Genomic DNA, 11,747 nt, shown 5'->3' with positions numbered 1-11,747 from the left:
GCAGCCAGAGCGGTACATGCTCTGGCGCCACCAGGCGACGATCGTGCTGCGGCTGGCGCGCCATGCCGGCGCGCTGTGCTTTGCCGCCGCGGCGGTTTTCATCATCATGACGCTGCTGGAATTCTTCTATTTCCGCCGGCTGAGCGGTGGCCTGCCGTCGCTCGACGTGCGCCTTGGCGGGTTCACGCCCGACGAGGGCATGGCCTGGCTGACGGCACTCGGCCGGCGCGGCAGCGAGATCATACTGGTCTGGCACTATTTGACTTTCGACCTTCTCTTCCCGGCGCTGCTGTCGCTGACCATGGTCAGCCTGATCCTGGCAACCGGACGGCGGCTGAAGAGTTTTCGTGCCATGCCGGTGCAGCTTCAGGCACTGTTCGCGCTGGTCATCGTGCTGCCCTACACGTGCGCCGACTACGCCCAGAACATTGCGGTGGCGCGGCTTCTGTCCGATGCGCTGTCGGCCAACCCGGATTCTCTGTCTTTCGCCTCGTCGCTGATCGTCACCAAATTCGCGCTGCTGGCGATCCCCGTCATCGTCATCGCGTTTTTGATCCTTGCCGCCCAGCGGCGTCCACAGGCATGAACGACAGAGCAGGGGCAACGCCATGAGCCAGACCGCGATTTTCTGGCCGATGCTGGCGCAGGTGTTGCTCGTCTATATCGTCTATGTCGTGATGGGCCGGCGCCGCTACGGCGCGGTCAAATCGGGCGAGGCCAAGGTCGGTCAATACAAGGTGCGCACGACCGAGCCCGGGTCGAGCGTCACGGTTGCCAACAATCTCATCAACCAGTTCGAACTGCCGGTGCTGTTCTATGTGCTTTGCCTGGCGCTGCACGCGACCAATGGCGTCAATTATCTGACCCTGGCGTTGATGTGGATTTTCGTGATTTCCCGCTATGGCCACGCCTGGGTCCACCTCACCAGCAACAATCTGCGGTTTCGCAGCCGCGCCTTCTACGTCGGCGCGATCATTCTCTTGTTGGCATGGATCTGGTTCGCGCTACACCTGCTCGGAGCGGTGTAGGGCAGTCGTTTACCCTCCCCCTCGTGGGGAGGGTCGCTCCGCGCAGCGGAGCGGGGTGGGGGTCTACAAATCGAACACCGCGATCTTGCGCTTGTCGAACTTGATGCCGATTTCGCCGCGCACCAGCTTCAGTGCGGCTTCGCCGAACACGGCGCGTCGCCAGCCCTGCAGGGCCGGCACGTCGGCATCCTCGCCCTCGGCGGCGATGCGGTCGATGTCGTCGCTGGACGCCAGCACTTTCGAGGCGACGCCTTCCTTCTCGGCGACGATCCGCAACAGCACTTTCAACAGCTCGGAGGCGGCATTGGAGCCCTCGGGCGGCTGAAAGCTCTTGGGCAGCTTCGGCATCTCTTCGCGGGGCAAAGCGAGCGCCGTGTTGACCGCGCCGAGCAATGCGGTAGCCGTCGACGAACGCTCCCAGCCTTTCGGCGTCGTGCGCAGCTTGCCAAGGGCTGCCGCATCGCGCGGCGCCTGCTGGGCGACCTCGTATATGGCGTCGTCCTTGAGCACCCGGCCGCGCGGCACGTCACGCTCGCGCGCCTCGCGTTCGCGCCATGCCGCCACCGCCTGCACGATCGCCAGCTCCTGGGGCTTGCGCAGCCGCATCTTCAGCCGCTTCCAGGCGTCTTCGGGGTGCGGATCGTAGGTTTCGCGCGAAGTCAGCACCTCCATTTCCTCGTTCAGCCAATGGGCGCGGTTTTCCCGCTCCAGTTCGGCGCTGAGATGCTTGTAGACGTCGATCAGATGGGTGACGTCGGCCAGCGCATAGTCGAGCTGCTTGTCCGACAGCGGCCGGTGGCGCCAGTCGGTGAAACGCGAGGATTTGTCGAGCCGTGCGCCGGTGATGCGCTGCACCAGCTGATCGTAGGAGACGCTGTCGCCGAAGCCGCAGACCATGGCCGCGACCTGGGTGTCGAACACCGGATGCGGCACCAGATCGCCGAGATGGACGATGATTTCAATGTCCTGGCGCGCGGCATGGAAAACCTTGACCACCGCTTCATTGGCCATCAGCCGGAACAATGGGGCGAGGTTGATGTCGGGCGCCAGCGGGTCGATCAGCGCGGTGACGCCTGGCGCCGCCATCTGGATCAGGCACAGAATCGGCCAGAATGTCGTTTCGCGGATGAATTCGGTGTCGACGGTGACGAAATCCGACTTTTCAAAAGCGGCGAGAACGGACTCGAGCTCATTTTGGGTGGTGATGACGTGCATCAAATCGCTTTTTTAGTAACGGGTAAGGTTCTCTTTCAATTTCAGCCATGGGCGCTTTCGTCAAGCCGCCCTTCGGTCAAGTATCCGCCGATCCGTCGGAATCGCCATTTCTGCGCGCCAGCCGCGCGAAGACGGTTGACGTGCGCAGCAGCGCCGTGAAACGGCTGCGCTTGCCCGCCGGCACGCTGCCGCGCACCTGCATGCGGTAGAGAATGACGGCGATGAGGGTGGCGTAGACGACTGCGCTGAAGACAAACAGGGCGCCCGGTCCGAAATATGGCATAGCCGTCGAGGCCGCGAAGGGGCCACCGATGGCGCCGAAGGAATAGAACAGCATCAAGGCGGCATTGATCAGCACGAACTCGCCCTTGTCGGCGCGGTCGTTGGAATGCGCCGCCGACAGCGAATAGAGCGGCATGGCGAAGCTGCCGAAGATGAAGACGATGATCAAATTGAGGGTCGGATCGGCGCCGGCGACGAAGGCCAGCGCCAGCGCCGCGAACATGGCGCCGCATGTCGTGGCCAAAAGCACCGCGCGCCGGTCCCAGCGGTCGGAGAGGTAGCCCAGCGGATACTGGATGAGGGCGCCGCCGAAGATGCCGACGCTGACGAAGGTGACGACATCGGCGACCGACATGCCGATCTGTTCGGCATAGACCGGCGACAGCGTGCGGAAGGCGCTGTTGGTGACGCCGACGCAGATGCAGCCGAAGCAGCCGAGCGGCGAAATCCGCCAGACGCGGGCGAGATCGAGCTTGACGTCTTCCGGCGGCGTCGGGTTGGAGCGGTCGCCGAGCGACACCGGAACCAGCGACAGCGTGATCATCATCGACATGATGGCGAAGATGGCAAAGCCGCCGGGGCCGAAGATCGGGATCAGGAACTGTGCGCCGGTCACCGAGCCGATATCGACCATGCGGTAGACGGCGAGCACCCGCGCACGATCCTTGTTTTCGACGCCGGAGTTCAGCCAGGCTTCCATGACGGTGAACAGGCCGGCAAAGCAGAAACCGCCGGCAAAGCGCACCGCGCACCACATCACCGGATCGATCACCAGCACCAGGAGCAGCGTACTGGCAGCGGCGATGGCGGCGAGCGCTGAAAACGTCCGGACATGGCCGACTGCCTTGAGGATACGGGTGACGGCCAAGCACCCCAACAGGAAGCCGGCGAAATAGAACGTACCCATCAGGCCGATGTCGGAGGCCGAAAATCCTTCCTGCGCGCCGCGCAGCGCGATCAGCGTGCCCTGCAGCCCGTTGCCGCCAAGCAGGATGCCGGCGGCGATGAGGAGCGGGATCAGCGGGCGGATGGAGGACATACGAAACCGTTGCTTAGGTGGCTCCACAGTTCTGAACCATCGATGTGGCCAATGCCAGTGGCTTATCCCGCCGCTAACAGGTGTGTGGCTTTCAGGTAGGGCCGTTCAGGCTTCGTGAGCCCTCGTCAAAGCTTCATCCGCTTGTGCGGCCGGGCGGGACGCCCTTCGGCCAAGCGAGCCGGCGGTCAGCAGGCTGAGCATGATGAACGGAATGCCGATACCGAAGGCCGAGCGGATGCCCCAATGGTCGGAGACGAAGCCGAGCAACGGCGGGCCGAGCAGGAAGGCGACGAAGGAGATCTGCGACAGCGCCGCGACATTGATTGCCGCGGAGCGGTCCGTGCGTTGGGCCGCCGCCGAGATCGCCAGCGGAAAGATCGCGCTGCTGCCAATGCCAAGTAGCGCAAAGCCCAGCATCGATACGAGCGGGGCAGGCGAGAAGAAGACGAGCAGCACGCCGACCGCCATCGTCGCCAGCAGCACCCGCGCCACGCCGCTAGGCGAGTGGCGGTCGACAAAGGAGTCGGCAAAGAAGCGCGTGGCCGCTTGCGAGAATGCAAACAGCGCCACCGTGAAACCGGCGACGAAAGGGCCCGCATCGAACACGGTGCGCATGTAGATTGCCGACCAGTCGATGCTGGCGCCTTCCATCAGCATCGCCGACAGCGTCACCGCGACGAGGACGAGGATAGGCAGCGTCGGCCGCGCCAGCCTTGGCGCCGTCTCGTCATTGCCGGCGAAGCGGCTCGGCGCCGGTTCGTAACCGCCGAGAAACAGCGCGATTCCTGTCGCAACCATCGGTACGACAATCGCCAGGTGCAGTTGCGGCGATATGCCGAGATGCGCAAGCGCGGCGCCGAACAGGCCAGCGCCGAAAAAGCCAATGCTCCAGAACGAATGCGCCCGGTTCATGATCCGGCGCTTGAGCAGGAATTCGGTTCTGTCGGCCTCGACGTTGAGAATGATCTCGACGCTGCCGATCATCAGGCCGACCGGAAACAGCATCAGGAACAGCGCAAGCGGCCCAGGCGCATGCACGGCAATGGCAAAGACAACCGACAAAAGCGGCACCAGCCCGAGCAGCGCGCGGCGGAAGCCGATGCGCTCCAGGATCGGCGCCGCCAGCGTCAGCGCGGTCAAGGTGCCGATTGGCGTCCCGATCAGGCTTAGCCCGAGCGTGCCGTCCCCGATGCCCATGGCGTGCTTGATGTCGGGCAGCCGCGGGAAGATTTGACCCATGGCGAACGAATAGATCGCAAAACCGGCGTAGACCCGGTGTTGCGGAGCGAGGCGGAGGCCAAAGGTCATGAAGATGCTTTCAAGGCAAGAGAGTCGACGGTTGTCACTGTTTGACATGCCGACATCTTGCACAAACATGCAAATCGTGCAAGAACGTGCATGAAAAAACAGGATCATGCAATGCTGACCGATGAGCGGCATCAAATTATTCGCGATCGCCTGGCCGTCGAGGGAAGGGTGCTGGCCGGCGAGCTGGCAGGCCGCTTCGGCGTTTCGGAAGACACGGTTCGCCGCGACCTCAGGGAGTTGGCCAAGGCCGGGCAGTGCCGCCGCGTCTATGGCGGCGCGGTCGCGGCCGCACCCTTCGCGGCCGCACCCTTCGCGGCCACGCCGGTCGGCCTGCGCGCCGGCCATGCGGTCGAAGAAAAGACGCGGCTGGCCCGCGCGACCGTGGCACTGCTTTCGCGCGGACAGACCCTGTTCATCGACAGCGGCTCGACCAATGGCGCGATCGCCAGGGCCATCCCGCGCGACATCGATCTGACCGTCGCCACCAATTCGCTCGAAATTGCCTCCGTCCTGTCAGACCACGCTTTGGTCGAACTGATTGTGCTGGGCGGGCGGTTCGACCGCCATCTCGGCGCCTGCGTTGGCGCCGACACGCTTGCCGCTGTCGCGCAACTTGGCGCGGACCTGTTTGTTCTCGGATCCTGCGGTCTCGATGCGTCGCGCGGCGTCACGGCCTTCGATTCGGCTGAGGCCGAGGTAAAGCGGGCGATGGCCAAGAACAGCGCAGGCATCGTCATCGCTGTAACCAACGACAAGCTAGCCACAGCCGCACCCTACCGGGTCGCCAGGCCAGAGGCGATCCGCCATCTCGTGGTCGAAAAGACCGCGCCGGCCGCAATCCTCGCCGACTTCGAACGCCAGGGCGCTGAAATCCACTTTGCTTGAACGAAGGGTGCGTCCGGGATAGCCTCCTGGCTTTGCCAGAAAAGTCGAGTACTTGGAGGCGGCTTATCCATATATGGCTTGATTGATGGCCGTTTCCTGGATGAAGTATTCTTATCAAACCGAACAATATATCACCGAAATAGCGGCAAACAATTGTACCCGTTGGAGACTACCTGTTAACCGCACATCTGTTTTTCGCTGGCCTCGGCCCATAGGATCGCGTAACTGCACTTGCGGCTGAGGGCTGCGTCGTGAGGCATTTAATTATCTGGGTTGTTGCGCTGGTCTTCGCGGCCTTCGCCCTGATCGCATCACCGCTCCCCATTTTGCAGAAGCAACGCAACGCCTTGGCGCACTGGTTGGTCGCCGAGGGTTTCACTGCCGCCGGAGCCAAGGTTTATCTGGCTGTCGCATCATCCGGCGACGCAACAGCCAAGAACAATCTCGGCGTGTTGCACTATCGAGGCGTCGGCGTCTCGACCGACCTCGAGGCGGCGCGGGGGCTGTTCACGCAAGCCGCAGCGCTCGGCTCGTCGCAAGCAGTTGCCAACCTCGCTCTTATACGAGGTGGCGGCTGCGGTCTCGACAGCGCCCGCAGCGCCCAAACGGTGGGACAACTGGAGACCGCCGCCGCTGACGGAAATGCGGCAGCCGCAAAGCAGACGATAGACTGCCTCTATTTCAATGCTGCCAAGAACCGCCTGGAGGATCCTGACGGTGCGATGATCGCGGCATCGCTTGCGATCGCTTCCGGCGATGGACCGGGCCGCTTCAAATCGGGCAGGGCGCTGGTCAACGCAGCCCGTTCGATCCAGCTTCCAGGCTATCGGGGCAGCCCGACACAGCAGGAGTATGACAACCGTGTGGTTCGGCTCATCGACCGCGCCAGCCTGGATCTTTTCGCCGCGACGGAACTCGGTCAGCCGCAGGCCTACGAATGGCTGGGCGTGGCACGCCACCAGTTCAACAGGCTGTTGCCGCGCCTCCAATTGGGTGACCGGCTTGGCAAGAAGACATTTGAAGAGTGGATGCAAGCCGGCGCTGTCAACGGTGACTGGGCGATGATCTGCCGCACCGCCTCATTTGCCATGGAAGACCTGCTGCATCGTGTTGGCCGCTACAGCCGTTCTGAATTCAACGCGGTGGTTGCGCGGGCGCATGCATGCATCGACCGGCAGGAAGACAGCGCCGCATCGTTGGAATGGTACGACGCGGTGGAATACCCTGCCGTGAAACCGCATCCGGTTGCTTCGAGTTATCCCACCTTTGACATCGGTCGGGCGGCGGATGCGCTGCGGCGTCTTTTGTTCCAGGACGCGGCGGCACGGCTCAAGGAACCGACATCTTAAAGGCAACAATGCGCAAACTTCTCATGATCCTCGGTTCGGTTGCCGTTCTATCGTTGGTGGCCATTGGGGTTTTCGCCAATACCACGCTCACCCGTAGCGCCCTTAACGCCGGCATGCCGTCGCTCGCGGTCGCCGTCCTGAAGCCGGCCGCTGGCTTCGGCGATCCGAAAGCGATGAACGATCTCGGCGTTCTGCTCTATCGCGGTACGGGAACCGAAGAAGACCCTGCCGAGGCCGCGCGTCTTCTGTCTGCTGCTGCCGAATCCGGTCTGCCGCGCGCACAACTCAATCTCGCTCTGGTACAAAAATCGCGCTGCCGTATCGACGGGGCAGACACCGCTGTTTTCGCAATGCTGGAAAAGATGGCGCTGACGGGCGATGTCACCGCGGCGTCTTTTGCGGCGGAATGTTTCGGCCGCAGCAGCGCCGCACAGCGCGACTTCGCGCCTTGGGGCGAACGTTTCCTGAAGTTGGCCGAGGTCGGCGCGACCGGAGACGGCAAGGAAAAGATCAAGTTCGCATGGACGCTCATAGAAGCCTCCGATGACTCGATCCTTGGAACACTGGAATCCATAGCCGCCGACCACGCCGTGAAGAACCGTCTGCTCAATATGGCAGCGAAGATACTGCTCGCCGCACGCGATGAAGATGCGGCTGCATTCTATGGTCTTGCAACCATGCGTGACAAATATGCCGACCGCCTGGAGAAAGGACCGGTGGCTGACGAGGTGATGCGGCGGACGTCGGATCAGTGGCTTCTCGAAGGCGCTACAGCCGGCCATCAGGTCAGTGGCTGCAACGTCGCCCGGAACTACATGCGTGATTTCATGGAAAAGCCGGGCGAGGATACGCGCGCGCGGCTGGTGGCTATCGACAAGATCATCTACGCCTGCCTTACCAACCGTACCAGCGCGCGCGAAACGATCGTCATCGAACAGGGCGGCCGCAAGGTGGCAAGGTCGTTTGGCGAGGATTTCGCACAGGATCGCTGGCGCGGCGACGGGCCACTGCTCGTGGCCGGCCCGAAATACGACGACCGCGACTTCGACACGGCGGCGCATGATGATGTCGTCCAGATCTTCAACAGGATGCAGGCCAGGTTCGGCAGCTAGCCTCTTTCTTGCCGCAAGGCGGTCCCTTCTGAGGCGCCGTGACTGAGGCGACCATATCGGCACAGGGCCCTGCAAACGAGCGAAGTCAGAAAGGGCGCTTGCCAAACCCGGCTTGCCTTGACAAATCGGGCCTCCCATGCGCTTTTCGCGCAAATTTTGGACCGGGCTTTGACGCTCGGCCCACAACCCAGCACCCCGGACTTTTGACATGACAATGCATCGGTACCGCAGCCACACCTGTGCCCAGTTGAGAAAGAGCGATGTCGGCTCTTCGGTTCGCCTGTCGGGCTGGGTGCATCGCGTGCGCGATCATGGCGGCCTGCTGTTCATCGATCTGCGCGACCATTACGGCCTGACCCAGATCGTCGCCGATCCGGATTCGCCCGCCTTCAAGGTGGCCGAGACGCTGCGTGGCGAATGGGTGATCCGCGTCGACGGCGAGGTCAAGGCGCGCCTGCCGGACACCACCAACGCCAACCTGCCGACCGGCGAGATCGAGATTTTTGCGCGCGAGATCGAGGTGCTGTCGGCAGCCAAGGAATTGCCGCTGCCGGTGTTCGGCGAGCCCGACTATCCCGAAGACATCCGCCTGAAGTACCGTTTCCTCGACCTGCGCCGCGAGACGCTGCACAGGAACATCGTGGCGCGCACGAAAATCATCGCCGAGATGCGCAAGCGTATGACCGACGTCGGCTTCACCGAATTCTCGACGCCGATCCTGACGGCCTCGTCGCCGGAAGGTGCGCGCGACTTCCTGGTGCCGTCGCGGATCCATCCCGGCACCTTTTACGCGCTGCCGCAGGCGCCGCAACAGTACAAGCAGCTGATCATGGTCTCCGGCTTCGACCGCTATTTCCAGATCGCGCCCTGCTTCCGCGACGAGGACCCGCGCGCCGACCGTCTGCCCGGCGAATTCTACCAGCTCGACCTCGAAATGAGCTTCGTCGAGCAGGACGACGTGCTGTCGACCATGGAACCGGTGATGCGCGGCGTCTTCGAGACCTTCGCCAACGGCAAGCCGGTGACGCAGACATTCCAGCGCATCCCGTACGATGTCGCGATGCGCAAATATGGCTCCGACAAGCCGGACCTGCGCAACCCGATCGAGATGCAGGCCGTCTCCGACCATTTTCGCGATTCCGGCTTCAAGGTCTTCGCCAACATCCTGGCCAACGATCCGAAGGCCGAAGTGTGGGGCATTCCGGCCAAGACCGGCGGCAGCCGCGCCTTCTGCGACCGCATGAACTCGTGGGCGCAGGGCGAGGGCCAGCCGGGACTGGGTTACATCTTCTGGCGCAAGGAAGGCGACAAGCTTGAAGGCGCCGGTCCATTGGCCAAGAACATCGGCGAGGAGCGCACCGAGGCGATCCGTCAGCAGCTCGGCCTTGCCGATGGCGACGCCGCCTTCTTCGTCGCCGGCGATCCGAAGAAGTTCGTTACCTTCGCCGGTGCCGCGCGTACGCGTGCCGGCGAAGAACTGAACCTTGTCGACCGCGAGCGCTTCGAATTGTGCTGGATCGTCGACTTCCCGTTCTTCGAATGGAGCGAGGAGGAGAAGAAGATCGACTTCGCCCACAACCCGTTCTCGATGCCGCAAGGCGGTATCGACGCGCTCAACGGCGACGACCTGCTCGGCATCAAGGCCTTCCAGTACGACATGGTCTGCAACGGCTTCGAGATCGCCTCTGGCGGTATCCGCAACCATTTGCCGGAAACCATGGTCAAGGCGTTCGAGACGGTTGGCCTCGACCGCGCCACGGTGGAAGAACGCTTTGGTGGCCTCTACCGCGCCTTCCAGTATGGCGCCCCGCCGCATGGCGGCATGGCGGCCGGCGTCGACCGCGTGGTCATGCTGCTGGTCGGCGCCAAGAACCTGCGCGAGATCACCATGTTCCCGATGAACCAGCAGGCCTACGATTTGTTGATGAACGCGCCTTCGGAAGCCTCGCCGCAGCAGTTGCGTGATCTGTCGCTGCGTGTCGCGGCAGTGAAGAGGGACTGACGGCAGCGTTGCAACTGCCCTTTCTCCCCGTCTCTATACGGGGAGAAATGTCCGGCAGGACAATGAGGGGCAGCACGCATGCAGGCGATTGGCGAACGGCCTTAGCAGTTGGCGCCTTCTGACAATCGGTTCAGCATCGAACTACAATTTGCAGGCGTTGGCGCCGCCCCTCATCTGCCTGCCGGCACCTTCTCCCCGTATAGTGACGGGGAGAAGGGAGCGAACTTCGATCAGTCTTCGTTGGCCTTGACATGGACGCCGAGCGTCTTGGTCAGGTCGGCCGGGTTGGACATGGCACCGGCCATGATCAGCGCGAACGGCACCGCTGCCGGCGGCTCGGCCGAAATCTCGAGGCTCTTCGGATCGTCGAGGTACTTGCTCACCGCCGCCGTCACTTCGGCGGTCAGTTCGGGATTGTTGAGCTGTGCCATGCCGAACGGCACGATCGCCTTGGCCTGGTTGGCGATGTCCTTGCCCGACATGCCCTGCTGCTTGCCGACATATTCAAGCACCTTGCCGGTCAGCGAATCGTCGTCGAAGCGGATCGAGGCGCTGTTGAAGGAAAGCTGCTGCAAAAGGCCGAGCAGGGCCATGCCTTGCGCCGAATTGTCGGCGCCTTCGGGCTGCGCCGCCATCTTCTTCTGCATCTCCTGCAGCGACTTGACGAAGTCGACCGTGTAGCCGCCGAGGCCGAAGGTCATGCCGAGCGTGCCGGCATTCTCGACCGAGATATCGTATTTCGACAGGTCCATCTTGCCGTCGCTCGGCTGCCAGGTGCCGCCGATCTCGATATTGCCCGTTATGTTCTGGTAGCCGAGGGCCTCGATGGCTTCCTTGGATTTCGCATCGTCGACCAGGGTCAGGTCGGCGTTGAACTTTTCCGTCGTGGCGGAAAACTCCATCGCCTTGCCGTCGGCCGGCGGCGTGATCTGGACAGCAAGCCCATCCACCGAGAAGGCGGTCTTGTCGGCAACCTTGACCGTCAGGTTTTCGAGTTCGGCTGACTTGTAGATCATCATCGAGCCGAGCGGGCCTGTAGCGCCCTCAGCCGGGATGTTGGCGTCGTGGATGACGAAGGGGGTGAGGTTGAGCGTGACGCCGTCCTTGCTGTGCTCGAAGGCCGAAGTCGTGATGGTCTCGACATCGAAGCCGCCATTGGCTTCGGTCACTCCTTCGAGCTTGACGTCGCCGATCGGCAGCGCCTCCTTTTCGGCCGCCGGTTTGACCGACACGCCCTGCAGCACCATGCTGGAATTGTCGCCGGTAACGCCGGTCCAGGTGATATCGACGCCCTGGACGGCAAGTGCGGCCTTCAGTCGGTCGGCAACCGCCGTGTCTTGCGCAAAGGCGGCATTCAGCGGCAGCGTCAGCAAAAAGGTCGAAAAAGCAAGTTTCTTGAGTGTCGAACGTTGGATTGTCATCGCGAGTTCCCTGAGAGAGTCCTGAAAAAGTGTTTTCTCAATTCTACGCCATCACCATTCCGTGACGAACTGGACGGGAAAAAGGCGCTTTCCCGCAGAGTTGTCG

10 protein-coding genes are annotated in these 11,747 nt (G+C 62.8%); 6 read left to right on the top strand and 4 right to left on the bottom strand.

The genetic code is table 11. The features are described 5' to 3' along the window. Nucleotides 1–16: 16 nt before the first annotated feature. Entirely contained in the window at nt 17–586 is a 570-nt protein-coding gene (locus tag NKI31_RS01985) for a hypothetical protein (RefSeq protein WP_023673033.1), read from the top strand. 22 nt (nt 587–608) lie between these two features. Beyond that, entirely contained in the window at nt 609–1,028 is a 420-nt protein-coding gene (locus NKI31_RS01980; protein ID WP_023673032.1) for an MAPEG family protein, read from the top strand. A 63-nt stretch (nt 1,029–1,091) separates the two neighbouring features. Here NKI31_RS01980 and rnd read toward each other — a convergent pair whose 3' ends face one another. The 3 genes from rnd to NKI31_RS01965 all read right to left on the bottom strand — a co-directional run bounded on the left by rnd (nt 1,092) and on the right by NKI31_RS01965 (nt 4,872). Further along, nucleotides 1,092–2,243, bottom strand: a complete 1,152-nt coding sequence (rnd, locus tag NKI31_RS01975) for a ribonuclease D (protein WP_352650208.1) — start codon at nt 2,241–2,243, stop codon at nt 1,092–1,094. A gap of 76 nt (nt 2,244–2,319) precedes the next feature. Beyond that, complete coding sequence (locus NKI31_RS01970; protein WP_352650206.1) at nt 2,320–3,564, bottom strand: MFS transporter; 1,245 nt, start codon at nt 3,562–3,564, stop codon at nt 2,320–2,322. A gap of 105 nt (nt 3,565–3,669) precedes the next feature. Further along, nucleotides 3,670–4,872, bottom strand: a complete 1,203-nt coding sequence (locus NKI31_RS01965; protein ID WP_352650204.1) for an MFS transporter — start codon at nt 4,870–4,872, stop codon at nt 3,670–3,672. A gap of 90 nt (nt 4,873–4,962) precedes the next feature. Between NKI31_RS01965 and NKI31_RS01960 the strand changes: the two genes are divergently transcribed. From NKI31_RS01960 to aspS, 4 genes are all read left to right on the top strand, one after another. Continuing rightward, nucleotides 4,963–5,757, top strand: a complete 795-nt coding sequence (locus tag NKI31_RS01960) for a DeoR/GlpR family DNA-binding transcription regulator (protein ID WP_352650202.1) — start codon at nt 4,963–4,965, stop codon at nt 5,755–5,757. Nucleotides 5,758–6,008: 251 nt separating this feature from the next. Then, the gene (locus NKI31_RS01955) at nt 6,009–7,106 is read left to right on the top strand and encodes an SEL1-like repeat protein (RefSeq protein ID WP_352650200.1); all 1,098 of its coding nucleotides are present in this window, start codon (nt 6,009–6,011) and stop codon (nt 7,104–7,106) included. A 23-nt stretch (nt 7,107–7,129) separates the two neighbouring features. After that, nucleotides 7,130–8,218 carry a tetratricopeptide repeat protein gene (locus NKI31_RS01950; RefSeq protein WP_352650198.1) on the top strand — a complete coding sequence of 363 codons (1,089 nt, stop codon included), beginning with the start codon at nt 7,130–7,132 and terminating at the stop codon, nt 8,216–8,218. Nucleotides 8,219–8,432: 214 nt separating this feature from the next. Beyond that, nucleotides 8,433–10,220 carry an aspartate--tRNA ligase gene (aspS, locus tag NKI31_RS01945; RefSeq protein WP_352650366.1) on the top strand — a complete coding sequence of 596 codons (1,788 nt, stop codon included), beginning with the start codon at nt 8,433–8,435 and terminating at the stop codon, nt 10,218–10,220. Nucleotides 10,221–10,450: 230 nt separating this feature from the next. Here aspS and NKI31_RS01940 read toward each other — a convergent pair whose 3' ends face one another. Further along, a complete protein-coding gene (locus NKI31_RS01940; RefSeq protein WP_352650196.1) occupies nt 10,451–11,641 on the bottom strand; it encodes an aq_1923 C-terminal domain in 1,191 nt (396 codons plus the stop codon). Nucleotides 11,642–11,747 lie beyond the last annotated feature (106 nt).

The sequence above is a fragment of the Mesorhizobium sp. M0659 genome (assembly GCF_040320605.1).
Taxonomy (GTDB): domain Bacteria; phylum Pseudomonadota; class Alphaproteobacteria; order Rhizobiales; family Rhizobiaceae; genus Mesorhizobium.
Note: the sequence above shows the minus strand (reverse complement) of the source record. Positions and strands in the feature narration are given on the sequence as shown.